Here is a 19,825-nt window from a genome sequence, read left to right on the forward strand (position 1 = left end):
TCCGGCAATGATAGACCACGCCATGGCCTGTATACGGCATGACGGGGGTCGAGACGGGACTGGAGGATGGACCTACAGGGGCCGAGCATCATCGGCCTCGCATTTATGTCTCTCCGGCGCTGACTTCTTGTAGGTCTTGGCTTCAGCTGGGTGAGGGACACTGCAAAACGCTTGTAATCGGGCCTGACATGGCCGTGCCCGATTGTCGCAGCGGGGGGAGTTTACAGAATGAACTAAACAGACCGAAGCCTCTTTTTTCATCCAAGGCATAAACACCCAGCAAATGACGGCGTTTTAAGGGCGCACTGGCTGAAAAATGTGGGAGCGAGCCTGCTCGCGATGGCGGTGGTGCATTAGACAGTGATGCCAGCTGACCCGGCGCTATCGCGAGCAGGCTCGCTCCCACAGGGGATTGTCGGTGAAATCTGACTTCACCTCTCCATTCGCTACCCGAGCAACTGACTCAACACCGCCCGCAATTTGCCGGGCTTGAGCGGTTTGTTGAGCAGTGGTGCATTGAGTTTGCGCAAGGCGCGGCGGCACTGGTCGCTGCGATCGGCGGTGATGATCACCGCCGGTATGGTTTGTTGGAAATGCTCGCGCAAGTGCTTGACCACTTCGCACCCGACCACGCCATGATCCAGGTGAAAATCCGCCAGGATCAGTTCCGGCGCACGGCCTTGCAGCACGTCAAAGGCCCCCGCCTCGTCCGTGGCGGTCAACACGTCACACCCCCACTGCCCGAGCAGCGCGGCCATGCTTTGCAAAATGCTCAGCTCATTGTCGATGACCAGCAGACGGCGTCCAGGCAGCGGGTTTCCCGCGACCACCTGGATGGGGACCTGGGACATGGGCAGCAGCCTTTCTGCCGACAACGGCACCTCGATGCTGAATACCGAACCGCGCCCCGGCCGGGAACGCACCCGGACCCGATAGCCGAGGATATGGGCGATGCGCTCGACAATCGCCAGCCCCAGGCCGACGCCCTTGCGGTCCGCCGCCCGGCCCACGTCCAATTGGTTGAATTCCAGGAATATCGACTCCAGGCAGTCGGCGGCAATGCCGCGCCCCGTGTCCCAGACCTCCAGGCTCAACCGCTCGCCCCGACGCCGCGCAGCCAACAGGATGCCGCCCTGGGTGGTGTAGCGACAGGCGTTGCTGAGCAGGTTGCGCAAGATCCGGGTCATCAGCCGCAGGTCGGTCATCACCGTTTCGTCGCCGAAACGTACCCGTAGCTCCAACCCGGCGGCGCCAGCCACTGATTGAAATTCCGAAGCCAGTGGCGCGAGCAGCTCATCGAGCCGATACGGCGCCAGGTCCGGCTTGACCGCGGCCTGGTCCAGCCGGGAAATGTCCAGCAGGTCGGTGAGCAGGTCTTCCGCCCCTTCGAGAGCCTGGTGGGTACGCTCCACCAGTACCTGCTCGGACGTGGGCAGCGAGCGTTCGCGTAATGTGGATATCAGCAAACGTGCGGCATTGAGTGGTTGCAGCAGGTCGTGGCTGGCGGCGGCCAGGTATTTGTCCTTGCTGCGGTTGGCCGCCTGCGCAGCATCCCGGGCGTCGCGCAGTTGTTGTTCGATCAGCTCGCGCTGGGCGATCTGCTGCTGCAGATTCAGGTTGGCTTCCATCAACGCGTCGGTGCGCTCGGCCACCCGCTGTTCCAACTGATCGTTGAGCTGTTGCAGGTGTTGCCGGGCCTGTTCCAGTTCATCCAGGCGCGCGGCCAGTTCCGGATAGTGGCTCTTGCGCGTCGAATGGTTGCCTAGTCCCAGCAGCCCGGCCAGGGCTTTTTGCTGTTCGTCAGAGGGCTTCGCCATAGACGACCTCGACATCCCGCTGGCTCGACTCCCGAGGGTTGGTGAGAATGCACGGGTCATGCATCGCATGTTGCGACAGGAACGGAATATCCGAAGTGCTCACCCCGTGCAGCCCCAGGGTTTCGTGAAAGCCGATGGTGCGTTTGAGGGCAATCAGGTGTTCCACCAGGCGGGTACAGATCTGCCGGTGATTGAGGCCACGGCAATCAATGCCCAGCGTCTGGGCAATCACCTTGAAACGCTCGGGAGCCGAGTTGTAGTTGAACGCCACCACATGCTCCACCAGCACGGCGTTGCACAAGCCATGGGGCAAATCCAGGAAACCGCCCAGGCTGTGGGACATCGCGTGCACCGCCCCAAGGATCGCGTTGGAGAACGCCAGCCCGGCCTGCATGCTGCCGAGCATGATTTTTTCCCGCAGGGCCACATCAGCCGGGTTGGCGATCATCTGCACCAGGTTGCCGTTGATCAGGCGCATCGCCTCCAGCGCATGGGGGTCGGTGAGCGGGCCGTGGCCGGTGGATACAAACGCCTCGATGGCATGCACCAGCGCATCGATGCCGGTGCAGGCCGACAGGAAGGGGTCCATGCTCAAGGTCGTTTCCGGGTCGATCAGCGACACGTCCGGCACCGCGGCCTTGCTGACGATGGAAAACTTCATGCGCTCTTGCTGGTTGGAAATGATCACGAACTGCGACACGTCCGCCGAGGTGCCGGCGGTGGTGGGAATCAGGATCAGCGGTGGACTGGGCACGTGCAAGGTGTCCACGCCTTCGAACTCGAGGATATTGCGACCATGGGCAACGACGATGCCGATGCCTTTACCGCAATCCATCGGGCTGCCGCCACCGACCGCGACGATGACATCGCAGTGGTTTTCCCGGTACAGCTCGGCACCGAGCATGACTTCTTCGACCCGGGGATTGGGTGAGACGGCACTGTAGATACAGTAATCAATGGCCTGGGCCTGGAGGCTGGCTTCGACGTCGGCGACCCATCCTGCAGCGATCACGCCGGGATCGGTGACAATCAGCACCTTGCGTGCGCCGAACGTCTTGGCGTAATTGCCGACATTGTGCCGGCAACCGGCGCCAAACATGATTTCAGGTGAAACGAACTTGCGCAGCGGGCTGAGACTCTGGCTCATCGGTAAGCCTGTTCTTATTGTTCCGGGAATACCCTGAGCCTAAAGCATCCCACCGTGATTGCAATCCGACCAAATGGGTAGCCCGGCCTGAACATCTCAGGCCGGGCCAGCGCTCATCGGTTGGCGAAGTACATCGTCACTTCAAAGCCGATACGCAGGTCGGTGTACGCGGGTTTAGTCCACATGGGTCTTTCCTCTTCTTGTACCGGGCCATTCCGGCAAGGTCATTAATGCACAGGGCGCCCAAGGCTCGAATGCTACTTTCGAAGCGGTGGGTGGGGTGCGTTGGTACTACGAGAGAAGCGAGCATCTGTGGCGAGGGAGCTTGCTCCCGCTGGGCTGCGCGGTAGGAGCTGTCGAGCGGAGCGAGGCTGCGATCTTTCCCCAGACACTTGAGTCTTAAGCGGAAAATCAAAAGATCGCAGGCTTCGCCAGCTCCTACAGGGCCCAGCGGGAGCAAGCTCCCTCGCCACAAGGTTCAGTCAGCTACATTTTCGGGGAATCAGAAGAACCCCAACGGATTAATGTCGTAGCTCACCAGCAGGTTCTTGGTCTGCTGATAGTGATCGAGCATCATCTTGTGATTCTCCCGGCCGACGCCGGACTTTTTGTAGCCACCGAACGCCGCGTGGGCCGGGTACAGGTGGTAGCAGTTGGTCCACACACGCCCGGCCTTGATCGCCCGGCCCATGCGGTAGGCGCGGTTGATGTCGCGGGTCCACAAACCGGCACCAAGACCGAACTCGCTGTCGTTGGCAATCGCCAGGGCTTCGGCTTCGTCCTTGAAGGTGGTGATGCCTACTACCGGGCCGAAGATTTCTTCCTGGAACACGCGCATCTTGTTGTGGCCCTTGAGCAGGGTCGGCTGGATGTAATAGCCACTCGACAAGTTCCCCTCAAGCCGCTCTGCCGCACCGCCGGTGAGCAGTTCTGCCCCCTCTTGCCGAGCAATCTCCAGGTACGAAAGGATCTTGTCGTATTGCTGCTCAGAGGCCTGGGCGCCCACCATGGTGTCGGTGTCCAGCGGGTCGCCACGCTTGATCCTGGCGATCTTTTTCATGACCTCGACCATGAACGGTTCATAGATCGACTCCTGCACCAGTGCCCGGGACGGACAGGTGCAGACTTCACCCTGGTTGAAGAACGCCAGCACCAGGCCTTCGGCCGCCTTTTCGATGAAGGCCGGCTCGGCCTGCATGATGTCTTCGAAGAAGATGTTCGGTGACTTGCCGCCCAGCTCCACGGTGGACGGGATGATGTTCTCGGCCGCGCATTTCATGATGTGCGAGCCCACCGGGGTGGAGCCGGTAAAGGCAATCTTGGCGATGCGCTTGCTGGTGGCGAGGGCTTCACCGGCTTCGCGACCAAACCCATGGACGATGTTCAACACACCGGCTGGCAGCAGGTCGGCAATCAGTTCGGCGAAGATCATGATCGACAGCGGCGTCTGCTCCGCCGGTTTGAGCACGATGCAGTTACCGGCGGCCAGGGCCGGGGCGAGTTTCCAGGCGGCCATCAGCAGCGGGAAATTCCACGGAATGATCTGCCCGACCACGCCCAGCGGCTCGTGAAAATGATAGGCGGTGGTCAGTTCATTGATTTCGGCTGCACCGCCCTCTTGGGCGCGGATGCAGCCGGCGAAGTAACGGAAGTGGTCGGCCGACAGCGGCACGTCGGCGTTGAGGGTTTCGCGCACCGCCTTGCCATTGTCCCAAGTCTCGCTGACGGCAAGGATTTCCAGGTTCTGTTCGATGCGATCAGCGATCTTCAGCAGCACCAGGGAGCGGTCCTGGGCCGAGGTCTTGCCCCAGGCATCGGCCGCGGCATGGGCCGCATCCAAGGCCTTGTCGACATCCGCGGCGCTGGAGCGCGGGAATTGCGCAATGACTTGGCCATTGACCGGGGACGTATTGGTGAAGTATTCGCCGTTGACCGGCGCGACAAATTCGCCGCCGATGAAATTGCCATAGCGCGGCTTGAAGGTGACGACGGCGCCTGGGGTTCCGGGTTGTGCGTAGATCATAATGGGCCTCTGCCTGGTCGATGCCTGTCACGGGACAGGCGATAGGCCGATGGTAGAGAGCCTCGCGCGGTGGACGAATGCGTCGTTGGCAGGGGGGCTCTCGTTATTTGGTCGTAGATTTCAAGCATTGGAACGGGCTTTTTGGCGAAACGCCGCACCGCCCCTGTGGGAGCAAGGCTTGCCCGCGATGAAGGCAATGCGGCCTCCAAGGAACCGAGGCGACTGCATCGCGAGCAAGCTTTGCTCCCACGAAGCAGTCGCCACAAGGACAGTGCCCGGCCCTGTTTCAACTCAGCGCTTGGCCACCAGATCCTTCGGCAGCTTGAAGGTCCAGAGCATCCCGCCCTGGTTGAAGTCCTTCACGCGCTTGGCCACTTCGCCGCCCCACAACGGCACCGCACCACCCCAGCCCGAGAGCACGGAGACGTATTGCTCGCCGTCCATCTCCCAGGTGATAGGCGAACCGAGCACGCCGGAGCCGGTCTGGAACTCCCAGACCTTTTCCCCGGTCTTGGCGTTGAAAGCCTGCAGGAAACCTTCAGGCGTACCGGTGAACACCAGGTTGCCTTTGGTGGTCAGCACCCCGCCCCACAGCGGCGCGTAGTTCTTGTGGCGCCAGACTTCCTTGCCGGTCTTGGGGTCGATGGCCCGCAACACGCCAATGTAGTCCTCGTTCAGCGGCTTGATGGTGAAACCGGCCCCCAGGAACGCCGCGCCCTTCTTGTAGGCGATGCCTTCGTTCCAGATATCCATGCCCCACTCGTTGGAGGGCACGTAGAACAACCCGGTGTCCTGGTTGTAGGCCATCGGCATCCAGTTCTTCGCCCCGAGGAAGGCCGGCGCGACAAACACCGAGCCGCCCTTGGCTTCGCTGCCCGGCGCGCCCGGACGACCGGCCTCGTTGTAGATCGGCCGTCCGTCCTTGTCCAGGCCGTTGGCCCAGGTGATCTTGTCGACAAACGGGAAGCCACGGATGAACTTGCCGTTGGTGCGATCGAGTACGTAAAAGAAGCCGTTGCGGTCGGCGGTGGCCGCAGCCTTGATGTCCTTGCCCCCTTCCTTGTAGTTGAAGGAGACCAGCTCGTTGACGCCGTCATAGTCCCAGCCGTCGTGAGGGGTGCTCTGGAAGTGCCATTTGATGCTGCCGTCGTCCGGGTTAAGGGCCAGGCGCGACGAGGAATAGAGGTTGTCGCCCGGGCGCAGATGGGAGTTCCACGGCGCCGGGTTACCGGTGCCAAACAGCAACAGATTGGTTTCCGGGTCGTAGTAGCCGCCCAGCCAGGGCGCGGCACCACCGGTTTTCCAGAGGTCCCCCGGCCAGGTCTTGCCGGCTTCGCCGCCGGAAATGCCATTCTCGATGGCCTTGCCGTCCTTGTAGACATAACCCATGTGCCCTTCCACGGTCGGGCGGGTCCACAGCAGCTCGCCGTTTTTCGGGTCGTAGGCGCTGATCTTGCCCACCACGCCGAATTCGCCGCCCGCCACACCGGTGATCAACTTGCCGTTGATAACCATGGGCGCAGCACTGATGGAATAACCTTCCTTGTGGTCAGCGACCTTCTTGCTCCACACCACTTTGCCGGTGTCTTTGTTCAACGCCACCAACTTGGCGTCCAGGGTGCCGAAGTACACCAGGTCGCCATACAGCGCCACGCCACGGTTGATCACATCGCAGCAAGGGCGGATGTCATCGGGCAGGCGCGCGTCGTACTGCCAGAGCTTCTTGCCGGTGCGCGCATCCACCGCGAACACGCGCGAATAGGAGCCGGTGAGGTACATCACCCCATCCTTGACCATCGGCTGGGCCTGCTGGCCGCGCTGTTTTTCACCGCCAAAGGAAAACGCCCAGACCGGCCGCAGCTCCTTGACGTTATCGGTGTTGAGGGTCGCCAATGGACTGTAGCGCTGGCCCTGGACACCCAGGCCGTTGGTCACGATCTGTTGCGGGTTTTTCGGATCCTGGAAGATCTCCTGATCGGTCACGGCGGCCAAGGCCGAACCGGACAGCAGCATGGCACTGAGCAGCAGGCTCACGGCGAAGGGCTGGCGACGTGCGGGATGAGTCATGACGGCTACCTCTGCGGTTATTGTTATACCCGGGAAATTTTCCCGGTCTGTCGCAGATTCTTGGGCCCGCAGCCCCTGGCAACAATTGCCCGCAGTGTTGAGTTTTCTAGTTCCTTGGTACATGTGGGGGGTGGTCGTGCCTGCCCCTGTGGCGAGGGAGCTTGCTCCCGCTGGGCTCTGTAAGAGCTGGCGAAGCCTGCGATCTTTCGCTTGAGACTCAAGTGCCTGGGGAAAGATCGCAGCCTCGTTGCACTCGACAGCTCCTACGGGCGTAGCGTAGCGGGAGCAAGCTCCCTCGCCACAGGGGGACCGGCCTGAATTATTCGGAATTGCTATCCATCCGCCTCATCCCCACCCGCTCATAGCGCGGATACAGATGACTGACACTGCGAATCAGCTCATACCGAGTCAGGCTGATCCCGGCAAAACGCTGGGGAATGGGGCTGCGGATCATCTCGGCCATGTCATCGCCACGGGCCGCGCCGTCGCGCATCAGTTGGTCGAGCCAGCCCAGGTAATCGTGCATCTGGGCAAACGGCTGCGGGTCAGTCGCGACCGGGCCATGACCGGGGACGATCTGCTTCCAGGGCAAGGCTTGCAGGGTGTCCAGGTCCTTGAGCCACACCTCGAGTCCCGGGCTGTTGGGGGTGGTCAGGGCCCGCTGGTAAAACACCAGGTCGCCGGCAAACAGCACGCCGGTGGTTTCATCGAGGATCGCCAGGTCCGCCCCGGTGTGCCCGGCCAGTTCCAGCAACCGCAAGGAATGACCGCCCACCTTCAGCGGTCCGGGAACCAGCACCTGGGTCGGCAACACCACTTCGGTGCCACGCATCCAGTCACCGACCAGCCGATACATGTTCTCGGCCATGGCATCGCCCTGCTGGCGCAACAGCTGCGTGGTCGCCGCCAGCGCGCCGATGGAGACGTCGCTGAAGGCCTGGTTGCCCAAGACATGGTCGGGATGATGATGAGTCAGCAATACCTGGATCACCGGTTTATCGGTGGTCGCGGCAATCGCCTGGCGCAAGGCCTGCCCGTAGCGCCGGGATGGGCCGGTGTCGATGACCACCACGCCGGCCTCGGTGACAATGAACGCGGTGTTGACGATGTTGCCGCCGTTGGCCTTGGCAAAATTGTCCGTGCTGCCTTCCAGCAGCCAGGTGCCTTCGGCGATCTGCCGGGGCTTGAGTGCATAGTCCGGCCCGGCCCATGTCGGCAGGCACAGGCCGAGCCAGATCAGCAACAACCAACGCATGGCGCGCTCCTTGTGGTCAGGGGACCGTTGCCTCGAATTCATTGCCGCTGTTGTCACGCAACAACAGGCGGGTCTGCCCGGGGCCGCGAATATCGAAGCCCAGGTTGGGGTTTTCGCTGACGGCCGGAAACAGCTCCAGGCGCGCCAGCACCTGGCCGTCGGCGTCCAGCAACTGCGCCTGGTTGAGGTAAAACTCAGGGATGCCGCTCACTAGCCCATTGTCCATCGGGTGGGCCACTTGCAGGCGCAGGCGACTGTCTTCACCTCGGGGGTAACGGGCTCCCAGCACTTCGCCCAAGTGTTCTTCCCAGCCCGGCTGGGTGCGTACCACGCTTGGCGCGGTGCAGCCGCCACCGGCCGCGTCGATCAACGTTGAGCCGACGTGCCACAAGCCGTCACGGGTCTGCACGGCGGCGCGCAACGGCGTGGCCTGCTCGATGCGAATGCGGATTGACAGCCAGGGCAGCACCCGCCCCCCCGGCTGGAAATCGACGATCTTGGGCAGCGGGTTCAGTTCGGCCCAAACCAGCATGCGCACCACGTCACCGGCGAATGCCCGGGCATCGATCTGCAACGGCACCTGGCGCGCGTCTTCGGCAAAAGGCGGCGCCAGCAACCGGACCCGGTCGTCGAACACGAACGGCGCCTCACCCAATAGTTGTTTGTGATAGAAGGCCCACATCACCGAGGGCACCGGGTCCTTCCCGGTCTCGAGCGCCGTCGCCGTCAACGGCAGGCAGCACAACAGCAGACCCAACGCTCGCCAGTTCATCCCTGCGCTCCTATTGATACATCTCGGGTACTTCGTAACGCAGGCCGTAATGGGCATAGATGGTTTTGAGACTGCCGTCGCGGATCAACCCTTCCAGCGCTTCTTCCACCGCATAAGCCAGCTGCCGGTTGCTCTCATGCACCGCCATGCCGATTTCCCAACGTTGCTTGCCCATGTTCGGGTAAGCATTTTCGGCCAATGCCAGTTGCGGATCGGCTGCCTCATGCAGTTGCCAGTCGATCTCCCCGCGCATGGCCATGACCGCGTCGACCTGCCCGGCCCGCATGGCCTTGAACGCCTGGCCTACGCCGGGGAAGTGATGGGTCCTGGCGCTGAGCATGCCGTTGAACACCGAGGTCAGGTAGAACGACGGCACGCTGTCGACTTCAACGCCAATGGGGTGCTGCTGGAATACCGCGACACTGCCTACGCTTTCAAGCCGGCGGCGGTCGTACGCCACTTGCCAGCACTCCTGCTGATAAGGCCCGAACATGGCGACCTGGGCGTTTTCCAGTTCACCGATGTCGTTGCGCTTTTGCACGTAGTCGCGATCGTAAGGCACGCGCATCATCAGGTCGGCCAGTTGCCGACCATGCAGGGCGCTGCTGCGCCAGATGTAATCGCGCAGGTCGTCATCGAGCTTTTCGCCGGGCGGCGCCCAGATCAATCGCAGGCGCACGCCAAGGGCTTTGGCGAGGGCCTGGGCCAGTTCCACGTCCACGCCCCGGGGCTGGCCGTGGTCTTCGAAGCTATAGGGGGCAAAATCCTTGTACACCGCCACTTTCAGCTCGCCGGCGGCGATCATTTCGTCGTAGTTGCGCACCTGTGCCTGAACCGTCTGGCCACACAGCAACAGGCTGCACAATATCCACGCGAACAGGCGCATGACGATCACTCCTCGACGTGCACACTGTCGAGATAGGTGCGCACCGCCCACAAGGCTTCCTGACTCAAGTAGTCCGCCATTTTCGGCATGTAGACCCGACCGTCGCGCACCGCGCCGTGGCGCACCCGTTCGACAAACCACTCATCCCCAGCTTCGGCGGCATCCAGCAGGCGCAAATCCGGCGCGATCCCGCCGGACTTGGCTTCCAGCCCGTGGCACGCGGCGCAGTTCTGGTTGTAGGCCGAGGAGCCGATTTCCACGGCCTTGTCCCGCTCGGGAGAGCTGCGATAGGGGTTCTGGGCGACCCAACCATCGCCGTCCACCGGCAGGCCGGTGTCCTTGATCGCGGTCAGCCCTTTGGTTTCCACTGCCTGGGGCACTACGTTGCCATGGGCCCACACGGAGCCTGCGCCGGTCAGCCCTATCAGCAATGCGGTAGCGATGATGGCGTTGCGTTTTGTTGTCATTGTTATGCCCTCGAATTTACACGCAAGACCTCTCTACAGAGGCCGTGCCGTCATCTTAGGAACGCCTGCACCCCAGCCGAATGCTGCTTTGGTGGCCGCACTCTAGTTCCTTGGTAGCGGGTCATCCGGCGCGGTTCGCAAAGACAGCCGGTTCGGGAAGTCTTCCCGGCAAGGGCGGGACTTTTTCCGTATCGGTAGAGCCCTGGCGCGACCCAACCTAGTCAGGCCAAAACCTCACTGGGAATGCCCACCATGACAATAAAAACGCTACCCGCCCTCTCTTCCCTGACCGTCGCCTTGCTGCTGGCCGGTAGCCTGTCGTTGAGCCCCCTGGCCAACGCCGCAGCGCCCGGGGTCACCTGGGAAGACATCGCCAACGACCACCTGACCACCCGCGACGTATTGCAATACGGCATGGGCACCAACGCCCAGCGCTGGAGCCCGCTGGCCCAGGTCAATGACAAGAACGTGTTCAAGCTCACGCCGGCCTGGTCTTACTCATTCGGCGACGAAAAGCAGCGCGGCCAGGAATCCCAGGCCATCGTCAGCGACGGCGTGGTGTACGTCACCGGCTCTTACTCGCGGGTGTTCGCCCTCGACGCCAAAACCGGCAAACGCCTGTGGACCTACAGCCATCGGCTGCCGGACAACATTCGCCCGTGCTGCGACGTGGTCAATCGGGGCGCAGCCATTTACGGCGACAAGATCTACTTCGGCACGCTGGATGCGCGAGTGGTCGCCCTGAATAAAAACACCGGCAAAGTGGTGTGGAACAAGAAATTCGGTGACCACGCCGCCGGCTACACCATGACCGGCGCCCCGGTGCTGATCAAGGACAAAACCAGCGGCAAGGTGCTGTTGATCCATGGCAGTTCCGGGGATGAGTTCGGCGTGGTCGGCCAACTGTTCGCCCGGGACCCGGACACCGGTGAAGAAGTCTGGATGCGGCCTTTCGTCGAAGGCCACATGGGCCGTCTCAATGGCAAGGACAGCACGCCGACCGGCGATGTGAAAGCACCGTCCTGGCCCGACGACAAAACCACCGAGACCGGCAAGGTCGAGGCCTGGAGCCACGGCGGCGGCGCGCCTTGGCAGAGCGCCAGTTTCGACCCCGAGAGCAACACCATCATCGTCGGCGCCGGCAACCCGGGGCCATGGAACACCTGGGCGCGCACGGCCAAGGATGGCAACCCGCAGGATTACGACAGCCTCTACACCTCCGGCCAGGTGGGCGTCGACCCGAGTACCGGCGAGGTGAAGTGGTTCTACCAACACACACCCAACGATGCCTGGGATTTCTCCGGAAACAACGAGCTGGTGCTGTTCGACTACAAGGACAAGGACGGCAAGCTGATCAAGGCCACTGCCCACGCCGACCGCAATGGTTTTTTCTACGTCGTGGACCGCAACAACGGCAAGCTGCAGAACGCCTTCCCGTTCGTCGACAACATCACCTGGGCCAGCCACATCGACCTGAAGACCGGCCGCCCGGTGGAAAATCCCGGTCAGCGTCCGGCCAAGCCACTGCCGGGTGAAACCAAGGGCAAACCGGTGGAAGTCTCACCGCCCTTCCTCGGTGGCAAGAACTGGAATCCCATGGCCTACAGCCAGGACACCGGGCTGTTCTACGTCCCCGGCAACCAGTGGAAAGAGGAATACTGGACCGAAGAAGTGAATTACAAGAAAGGCTCGGCCTACCTGGGCATGGGCTTTCGCATCAAGCGCATGTATGACGATCACGTCGGCAGCCTGCGCGCGATGAACCCCACCACCGGCAAGGTGGTCTGGGAACACAAGGAAGCCTTGCCGCTGTGGGCCGGGGTGCTCGCCACCAAGGGCAATCTGGTGTTCACCGGCACCGGCGACGGCTTCTTCAAGGCCTTCGACGCCAAGACCGGCCGGGAGCTGTGGAAGTTCCAGACCGGTAGCGGCATCGTCTCCCCGCCCATCACCTGGGAACAGGACGGCGAACAGTACATCGGCGTGACCGTCGGCTATGGCGGCGCCGTGCCGTTGTGGGGCGGCGACATGGCCGAGCTGACCAAGCCGGTGGCCCAGGGCGGGTCGTTCTGGGTGTTCAAGATTCCGAGTTGGGATAACAAGGTAGCCCGCCAATAACCCTTGTGGGAGCGAGCCTGCTCGCGATAGCGGTGGTTCAGTTGCCAGTGATGTTGAATGTGCCAACGGCTTCGCGAGCAGGCTCGCTCCCACAGTTGATGGTTGTCAGACACAGACTTTGTGTCCGCCAAAGATCCCTTGTGGGAGCGGGCTTGCTCGCGAAAGCGATGGTTCAGTCAACGCTGATGTTGAATGTACCGCCGCCATCGCGAGCAGGCTCGCTCCCACAGTCAACCGAGTTTACCGCCATGAGATTTCTCCCTCTGCTGCTTCTGCTCATCGGCGCCCATGCCGGCGCCGACGACACCGACACGCCCCTGACCATCAACGGCTGCATCATCGCCGAATCCAGCCAATGCCCCGGCGCTGACCTTCGCGGCGCCCGGCTGGCCAATCAGGACCTGCGCAAAATGAACCTCAGCGGTGCCGACCTGCGGGGTGCCGATCTGCGCCATGCGCGGCTGGACCTGGCCAATCTGGAAAAGGCCCGTCTGCAAGGCGCCAACCTGACCCGCGCCAGCCTGCAGCAAAGCAACCTGCGCCTGGCGGACTTGCGCGGTGCCACGCTCAAGGCGATCCAGGGCTGGGGCCTGTTTGCCCAGGGCGCCCAGTTCCAGAAAGCAGACCTGAGCGCCGCATATCTTCAATTCGCCCGACTGTCCGGCGCCCGAATGCACGAAACCAACCTGCAAGCCGCCGACCTGGAGATGGCCTGGCTGAGCAAGGCAGACCTCAAGGGCGCCGACCTGCGCGACGCCAACCTGCAGGAAGCCAAGCTTGGCGAAAGTAACCTGGAAGGCGCCAACATGAGCGGCTCACGCCAGCATTACGGGAATTTTCAGGATGCGAATATGCAAGGGTGTACGGGTTGCCCGACGACTTGGGATTAGTACCCCATTCAAGGACCGACACAGATCCCGTGGCGAGGGAGCTTGCTCCCGCTGGGCTGCGCAGCAGCCCCCATCCAGACAACTCAATCTTCCTGATGCCCCGAAGCGATTGGTATTGGGGTTGCTTCGCAGCCCAGCGGGAGCAAGCTCCCTCGCCACAGTTGTGTATTGCTTTCAAGGATGGGATTTACCCCGCCACCCGCACCACGCCCATGTCGATCCCCAGGTGCACCAGTTCGGCATGGGAACTGACCTGCAGCTTGCTCTTGAGCAGCGTCAAGTGATTGGACACGGTCTTGGCGCTGATGCACAGCTGTTCGGCAATGGTGCGCGCCGGGGTGCCCTTGGCGAGCATGACGAAGATCTCCAGCTCGCGCTGGGTCATGCATTGCAAGCGCGGGTCGGTGTTGTGCCGGGTGCTGGCGCAGGCCAACTGGGTAGCCAGGGCTTGCTCGATGTAGGCATGGCCGGCCAACACCCGGCGCACGGCCTCCACCAGCACCTGGGGCGCCGAGTTCTTGGTCAGGTAGCCTGAGGCACCGGCGTCCAGCGCCTGGCGGACCAACGGCAGTTCATCGTGCATGCTGAAGAACAACACCCGCAGTTGCGGCAGGCGCTGGCGCAGGCGCCGGGTGGTTTCCAGCCCACTGATACCGGGCAAGCCAAAGTCCATGATCACCAGATGAGGCACCTGCTCCAGCACTTGACTCAACGCCTCTTCACCGGTGGCGGCTTCCCGCACCTGCAGGTCCGGCATCAGTGCCCGCAAAAGGCTGGCATAGCCCTGCCGAACCACCGCATGATCGTCTACCAACAAGATGTTCATCACGCCTCCAGAGGAATATTCAAGGCCAGCGCCCAACCGGCACCGGGCTGGCTGATGATGCGCAGTTCGCCGCCCAGACTGCGGGCACGCTCGGACATCGAGTGCAGGCCAACGCCCGGACGATGGGGTGCGGTCGCTCCCCGACCATTGTCACGCACCAGCAACCGCAAGCGCCCGGCCCGATGTTGCAGGCGAATCCGCACCTGCGTGGCGCCGGCATGCCGGACGACATTGGTCAGGGCTTCCTGCAACAGGCGATACAGGTGGGTCTTGTTCGAGCCGGACAACGGCGGCAACGGCGCGTTGATCCGCAGCTGACAGGCGATGCCCTGGGTTTGTTGCCACTGAGCCACCAGCAGTTCGAGGGCCTCGGACAGTGGCAGGTGTTGCAGCACCACCGGATACAGGTCTTGCACCAGCGCACGGAAGCCCTGTTGCAGATGCTCGCAATGATCCTCGAGCTGGCTGACGGTCTGCTCCAGCATCGGCGGCTGATCGATCACCAGCCGCAGCAAGCACGCCCGGGCACGGATCCCCGCCACGTATTGGCCCAGGTCATCGTGCAGGGTCCGAGCCAGTTGCGTGCGCTCCTGCTCCTGCACGGCCAAAAGGGCTTGGGTGAGCCGGGTGTTATCGACCTGCGACTGGGCCAGGGCGGCGGTCATGCGATTGAAATGCCCCGCCAATTGCCGGGCCTCCGGGATCGCGTCTGCGGCCAGCCGCACCTGCAGATCGCCAGCGGATACCTGACGCAAGGCCCGCAGCAATTCATCGAGCAATCCCATGCCCCGGCGTACCGCCCAGCGGATCACCAGCAGGCTGACCAACAGCGCCAGCGCACAGACGCCCAGCAGTTGCACCAGGGAATCGAGGATTTCTTCGATTTCGTCCCGAGGATCGACCGCGATCCAGGCCCGACGACCGTCGCGCAGATCCACCACCTCGGCAGCGGGACCGTCGGCCAGCAACCAGCGGCCAAGCCAGGCGTTCACCCCGCTCTCGATATTCACCGGGTGCATTTGCCCCGCCGCCAGCCAGTGAACCCGCACATGCCGCAGACTGCCGGTCAGCCGCGACTGGAGACTGGCCGGGTTGCGCTCGGCGGTTTCGCTCAGGTAATGCACCACGGACTCGGCCGATTGCAGCTCGCGCTTCACATCGGCCGTGGCTTGATGCAGCAACAGGACCGCACAAGCCAGGGTGACCAGGGAGAAAAACGCCGTCACCCAGAGGTTGATTCGCCACAGGGCCGACATGGTTAGCGGCCCATTCCCTGGCCAGCACAGAACCCCGGTGGGAGCGAGCCTGCTCGCGATGAGATCGGCACATTCAACAGCGCTGTCGACTGAACCACCGCTATCGCGAGCAGGCTCGCTCCCACAGGGGGACCTGTGTGCTCGCAGGTTTTGTGTGCGCGGCAGCTCTTTGGTTTGCCAGACAACCGATCCACGCCAATCAGACTCAAGATCAGCAACAACGGCAGAAGCAGGGCTTTGAAAATCCGCACGGTCTGTCCGCTCCTGATGAATGACGATGACTGGCATCCTAAAACCCTGGCGTCGGTAGCGGGTTACTACCTTGGTACTGGCCCGGCGGTACTTTCTGCATATTTCCCCCTGGCCACAGGCTTCCTATGCTGGCGCTACCCGCAAATGGAGGTGTTATGCGCCGGCTCGTCAGTTACGCCTTGATCCCTTTGCTCGCAGCAGTCAGCGCCGGGTTGCCGGTCGCCGCCCAGGCGGGCGACGCCGCGCCGCTGCAAGTGCACATCGGCTACCTGGGCTATCGCCCCGATCCGGGGCCGCTGCTGTCCAACGTCATTGAAGAGCCCGCCGATGCCGGGCTGCGCGGGGCGCAGTTGGCGATTGTCGACAGCAACAGCACCGGGCGTTTTCTCAAGCACGATTACCAGCTGCAAAGCGCCAGCGTCGACAGCCCCGAAGCCTTGCTCCAGGCCGCCCGCGCGCAGCATGCCCAGGGCCTGCGGTTGTTTGTGGTCAACGCGCCATCCGCCAGCCTGCGCCAGCTCAGTGCCGCCCTGCCTGACAGCCTGCTGTTCAACGCCGGCAGCGCCGACGACAGCCTGCGCACCACCGACTGCCTGGGCAACGTGCTCCACAGCTTGCCCGACCGGGCGATGCTCGCCGATGCCCTGGTGCAGTTCAGCGTCGTACGCAAATGGCAGCGGGCATTACTGATCGTCGGCCAGACGGCCGAGGACCAGGCCTATGCTGCCGCGCTGCGACGAGCCATGAAGCGCTTCGGCATGAAGGTCGTCGCGCAAAAAGACTGGCAGTTCGATAACGACCAGCGCCGCAGTGCCCAGGCCGACATGCCTTTGCTCACCCAGACCGCCGAATACGACGTGGTGCTGGTGGCCGACGAGCGCGGCGATTTCGGCGAATACGTGCCCTACCAGACCTGGTACCCGCGTCCGGTGGCCGGCACGCAAGGCCTGACCCCCATTGCTTGGCACAAGACCGTGGAAACCTACGGCGCGGCACAACTGCAAAAACGCTTCGAAGCCCTGGCCGGGCGCTGGATGAACGACCGCGATTTCGCCGCCTGGATCGCCGTGCGCAGCATTGCCAGCGCCGTGAGCAAACTGCGCCAGGACGACCCGTTCGCCATCCGCCAACTGGCGCTGAGCGAGCAGTTGCCACTGGACGGTTTCAAGGGCCGCAAGCTCAGCTACCGGCCGTGGAACGGGCAATTGCGCCAGCCGATTCCCCTGGTTCAGCCACGGGCGCTGGTGAGCACCTCGCCCCAGGACGGTTTTCTGCACCCTACCAACGAAATGGACAGCCTGGGCTATGACCGGCCCGAAGTGAGCTGCCGCTACCCCTGATCCCTTCAAGAACAACAATAAGGAAACCGCCATGCGCCGCCCCCTGCTTTACCCGACCCGGTTCCAACCTGCGCTGCTTTGCCAGGCCCTCACCCTGGCGGCGGCGTTGTTCGTCGCCGGCCCCGCCACCGCCAGTATCGCCTGGGTCTCCAACGAGAAAGACAACAGCCTGAGCCTGATCGACATGCAAAGCCTGGAGGTCATCGAGACCCTGCCGGTGGGCCAGCGCCCCCGAGGCCTGTTGCTGTCCCACGACAACCGCTTGCTGTACATCTGCGCCAGTGATTCGGACCGGGTCCAGGTGATGGACGTCGCCACCCGCAAGATCATCAAGGAACTGCCCTCCGGCAAAGACCCGGAGCAGTTCGCCTTGCACCCCAATGACCGCTGGCTCTACGTATCCAACGAAGACGATGCCCTGGTGACCGTGATCGACACCCAGACTTCCGAGGTGCTGGGCCAGATCGGCGTCGGCGTCGAGCCCGAAGGCATGGCCGTCAGCCCCGATGGCAAATGGGCGGTCAACACCAGTGAAACCACCAACATGCTGCACTGGATCGACACCAGCACCCAGACCTTGGCCGACAACACGCTGGTGGACCAGCGGCCGCGTTTCGTCGAGTTCAGTCGCGACGGTTCGCAGCTCTGGGCCTCGGCGGAAATCGGCGGCACGCTGACGATTCTCGATGTCGCCAGTCGCCAGGTGCTCAAGACGCTGACGTTCCAGATCAAGGGCGTTCACCCCGACAAGGTACAGCCGGTGGGCATCAAGCTCAGCGCCGACGGAAAACTTGCCTTCGTCGCCCTGGGCCCGGCCAATCACGTCGCCGTCATCGATGCCAAGACCTTCGAAGTGCTGGACTACCTGCTAGTGGGGCGGCGCGTCTGGCAACTGGCATTCACCCCCGATCAACGCCAACTGCTGGCAACCAATGGCGTCAGCGGCGACGTGTCGGTGATCGACGTGCAGAGCCGCAAAGTGCTCAAGTCGGTCAAGGTCGGGCGTTATCCCTGGGGCGTAGTGGTGACGCCATGAACGCCCTGGAGGTCAGCGACCTGAGCTTCGCCTACGGCGCACGCGAAGCCCTCAGGCAGGTGAGTTTCAGCCTGGCGGCCGGGGGCTTCGCCGCGTTGCTGGGGCCCAATGGCGCCGGCAAATCGACGCTGATTGCCTTGCTCACGCGCCTGTACGACGTGCAGCGCGGTGAAATCCGTGTCGGCGGCCATTCGTTGCGGACCTCGTCGCGGCCGGCCTTGCGCCAGTTGGGCGTGGTGTTCCAACAGAGCACCCTGGACCTGGACCTGAGTGTCGAGCAGAACCTGCGTTACCACCTCGCACTGCATGGCCTGTCGCGGCGCCAGGGCAGTGTGCGCATCGACGCCGAGCTGGCCCGCCAGCAGTTGACCGAGCGGCGCCACGAACGGGTGCGCGCCCTCAACGGCGGCCATCGTCGCCGGGTGGAAATCGCCCGGGCTTTGCTGCATGAGCCACGTCTGTTGCTGTTGGACGAGCCCAGCGTCGGCCTTGACCCGGCCAGCCGCCTGGCCCTGAACCAACACGTCCGCCAGCTGTGCCGCGAGGGCATCAGCGTGCTGTGGACCACGCACCTGCTGGACGAAGTACAGCCCAGCGACGATCTGCTGATCCTGCATCAAGGCCGCCTCGTCGCCAGCGCACGCGCCGACGCCGTGAGCCAGGCACACGGCGGCACCCTCGGTTCGGCCTTCACCCACCTGACCGCACCGGGAGTTCACTCATGAATGCGTATTGGCACTGCTTCAGCGGCATCGTGGTGCGTGAATGGCTGCGTTTCGTGCTGCAACGAACGCGGTTTCTCAGTGCCCTGGTACGACCGCTGTTGTGGCTGCTGGTGTTCGCCGCCGGCTTTCGTGCGGCACTGGGCATCGCCATCATTGCTCCCTATGACACCTACATTCCCTACGAGGTGTACATCGTGCCTGGGCTCGCCTGCATGATCCTGTTGTTCAATGGCATGCAGGGATCACTGTCGATGGTCTATGACCGGGAAATGGGCAGCATGCGCGTGCTGCTCACCAGCCCTCTGCCGCGGGCCTTCCTGCTGGCGAGCAAGTTGCTGGCCACCTCGCTGATCTCGTTGTTGCAGGTCTACGCATTTCTCGCCATTGCCTGGCTGTACGGCATCCAGCCACCGGCCATGGGCCTGGTGCTGGCGTTTCCGGCGCTGCTGCTGGTGGCCCTGATGCTCAGCGCCCTGGGCCTGCTGCTGTCCAATGCCATCCGGCAACTGGAGAACTTTGCCGGGGTGATGAATTTCGTGATCTTCCCGATGTTCTTCCTGTCCTCGGCGCTGTATCCGTTGTGGAAAATGCTGGAGGCCAGCCCTTGGTTGTACTGGCTGTGCGCGGTGAATCCGTTCACCCATGGGGTGGAGCTGGTGCGTTATGCGCTGTATGAACGGTTCAATCTGCTGGCGATGCTGGTATGCACGGGCTTGACCCTGGTGTTCGCGCTACTGGCAGTGTGGACGTTCAATCCGCAGCATGCAGCGTTACGCAAAGCAGGCTGATTGCACGACGAATAACCCTTGTGGGAGCGAGCCTGCTCGCGATAGCGGTGGTTCAGTTGGCAGAGAAGTGACTGACGCACCGCTATCGCGAGCAGGCTCGCTCCCACAGGGGATTGTGCATGACCTAGGTTTCACGCTTGTCTTTGAGCCCGAAATTACT

At 62.9% G+C, this 19,825-nt stretch carries 17 protein-coding genes; 6 read left to right on the forward strand and 11 right to left on the reverse strand.

Going from position 1 to position 19,825, the window contains the following annotated elements:
* Nucleotides 1-446: 446 nt before the first annotated feature.
* The 9 genes from MA884_RS19290 to pedF all read right to left on the reverse strand — a co-directional run bounded on the left by MA884_RS19290 (nucleotide 447) and on the right by pedF (nucleotide 10,434).
* Nucleotides 447-1,817 carry a hybrid sensor histidine kinase/response regulator gene (locus tag MA884_RS19290; protein WP_256231973.1) on the reverse strand — a complete coding sequence of 457 codons (1,371 nt, stop codon included), beginning with the start codon at nucleotides 1,815-1,817 and terminating at the stop codon, nucleotides 447-449.
* Nucleotides 1,801-2,964, reverse strand: coding sequence for an alcohol dehydrogenase-like regulatory protein ErcA (gene ercA, locus MA884_RS19295; RefSeq protein ID WP_256231974.1), 1,164 nt, complete (start codon nucleotides 2,962-2,964; stop codon nucleotides 1,801-1,803). Before ercA ends, MA884_RS19290 begins: the two co-directional genes overlap by 17 nt.
* 113 nt (nucleotides 2,965-3,077) lie before the next feature.
* Nucleotides 3,078-3,149, reverse strand: a complete 72-nt coding sequence (gene pqqA / locus MA884_RS19300; protein WP_003243383.1) for a pyrroloquinoline quinone precursor peptide PqqA — start codon at nucleotides 3,147-3,149, stop codon at nucleotides 3,078-3,080.
* Between the two features lie 317 nt (nucleotides 3,150-3,466).
* The gene (locus MA884_RS19305) at nucleotides 3,467-4,987 is read right to left on the reverse strand and encodes an aldehyde dehydrogenase family protein (RefSeq protein ID WP_256231975.1); all 1,521 of its coding nucleotides are present in this window, start codon (nucleotides 4,985-4,987) and stop codon (nucleotides 3,467-3,469) included.
* Nucleotides 4,988-5,278: 291 nt separating this feature from the next.
* Complete coding sequence (locus MA884_RS19310; RefSeq protein WP_256231976.1) at nucleotides 5,279-7,054, reverse strand: PQQ-dependent methanol/ethanol family dehydrogenase; 1,776 nt, start codon at nucleotides 7,052-7,054, stop codon at nucleotides 5,279-5,281.
* 319 nt (nucleotides 7,055-7,373) lie between these two features.
* Entirely contained in the window at nucleotides 7,374-8,309 is a 936-nt protein-coding gene (locus MA884_RS19315) for a quinoprotein relay system zinc metallohydrolase 1 (protein ID WP_256231978.1), read from the reverse strand.
* 16 nt (nucleotides 8,310-8,325) lie between these two features.
* Nucleotides 8,326-9,081, reverse strand: coding sequence for a quinoprotein dehydrogenase-associated SoxYZ-like carrier (locus MA884_RS19320; protein WP_256231979.1), 756 nt, complete (start codon nucleotides 9,079-9,081; stop codon nucleotides 8,326-8,328).
* Nucleotides 9,082-9,091: 10 nt separating this feature from the next.
* Nucleotides 9,092-9,967 (reverse strand): ABC transporter substrate-binding protein, encoded by an 876-nt coding sequence (locus MA884_RS19325; protein WP_256231980.1) that lies wholly within the window; start codon nucleotides 9,965-9,967, stop codon nucleotides 9,092-9,094.
* Nucleotides 9,968-9,972: 5 nt separating this feature from the next.
* Nucleotides 9,973-10,434, reverse strand: a complete 462-nt coding sequence (gene pedF, locus MA884_RS19330; RefSeq protein ID WP_256231981.1) for a cytochrome c-550 PedF — start codon at nucleotides 10,432-10,434, stop codon at nucleotides 9,973-9,975.
* A gap of 252 nt (nucleotides 10,435-10,686) precedes the next feature.
* On the opposite strand from pedF, the gene exaA reads away from it, so the two are divergent.
* Nucleotides 10,687-12,552 carry a quinoprotein ethanol dehydrogenase gene (exaA, locus tag MA884_RS19335; protein ID WP_256231982.1) on the forward strand — a complete coding sequence of 622 codons (1,866 nt, stop codon included), beginning with the start codon at nucleotides 10,687-10,689 and terminating at the stop codon, nucleotides 12,550-12,552.
* A gap of 248 nt (nucleotides 12,553-12,800) precedes the next feature.
* Nucleotides 12,801-13,442: a pentapeptide repeat-containing protein gene (locus tag MA884_RS19340; protein WP_256231983.1), complete on the forward strand. Its 642-nt coding sequence runs from the start codon at nucleotides 12,801-12,803 to the stop codon at nucleotides 13,440-13,442.
* 187 nt (nucleotides 13,443-13,629) lie between these two features.
* On the opposite strand, the gene MA884_RS19345 is transcribed toward MA884_RS19340, so the two are convergent.
* Entirely contained in the window at nucleotides 13,630-14,268 is a 639-nt protein-coding gene (locus MA884_RS19345) for a response regulator transcription factor (protein WP_256231984.1), read from the reverse strand.
* A complete protein-coding gene (locus tag MA884_RS19350; protein WP_256231985.1) occupies nucleotides 14,268-15,524 on the reverse strand; it encodes an ATP-binding protein in 1,257 nt (418 codons plus the stop codon). Before MA884_RS19350 ends, MA884_RS19345 begins: the two co-directional genes overlap by 1 nt.
* A 407-nt stretch (nucleotides 15,525-15,931) precedes the next feature.
* On the opposite strand from MA884_RS19350, the gene MA884_RS19355 reads away from it, so the two are divergent.
* From MA884_RS19355 to MA884_RS19370, 4 genes are read left to right on the forward strand one after another with little or no spacing between them, the layout of a single operon-like run.
* Nucleotides 15,932-17,116 (forward strand): ABC transporter substrate-binding protein, encoded by a 1,185-nt coding sequence (locus MA884_RS19355; RefSeq protein WP_256231986.1) that lies wholly within the window; start codon nucleotides 15,932-15,934, stop codon nucleotides 17,114-17,116.
* A 31-nt stretch (nucleotides 17,117-17,147) separates the two neighbouring features.
* Nucleotides 17,148-18,152, forward strand: a complete 1,005-nt coding sequence (locus MA884_RS19360) for a YVTN family beta-propeller repeat protein (RefSeq protein ID WP_256231987.1) — start codon at nucleotides 17,148-17,150, stop codon at nucleotides 18,150-18,152.
* Nucleotides 18,149-18,877, forward strand: coding sequence for an ABC transporter ATP-binding protein (locus MA884_RS19365; RefSeq protein WP_256231988.1), 729 nt, complete (start codon nucleotides 18,149-18,151; stop codon nucleotides 18,875-18,877). The genes MA884_RS19360 and MA884_RS19365 overlap by 4 nt, the downstream gene beginning before the upstream one ends.
* Nucleotides 18,874-19,665, forward strand: a complete 792-nt coding sequence (locus tag MA884_RS19370) for an ABC transporter permease (protein WP_256231989.1) — start codon at nucleotides 18,874-18,876, stop codon at nucleotides 19,663-19,665. Before MA884_RS19365 ends, MA884_RS19370 begins: the two co-directional genes overlap by 4 nt.
* Nucleotides 19,666-19,825 lie beyond the last annotated feature (160 nt).

The sequence above is a fragment of the Pseudomonas sp. Q11 genome, from assembly GCF_024494355.1.
GTDB lineage: Bacteria > Pseudomonadota > Gammaproteobacteria > Pseudomonadales > Pseudomonadaceae > Aquipseudomonas > Aquipseudomonas hefeiensis.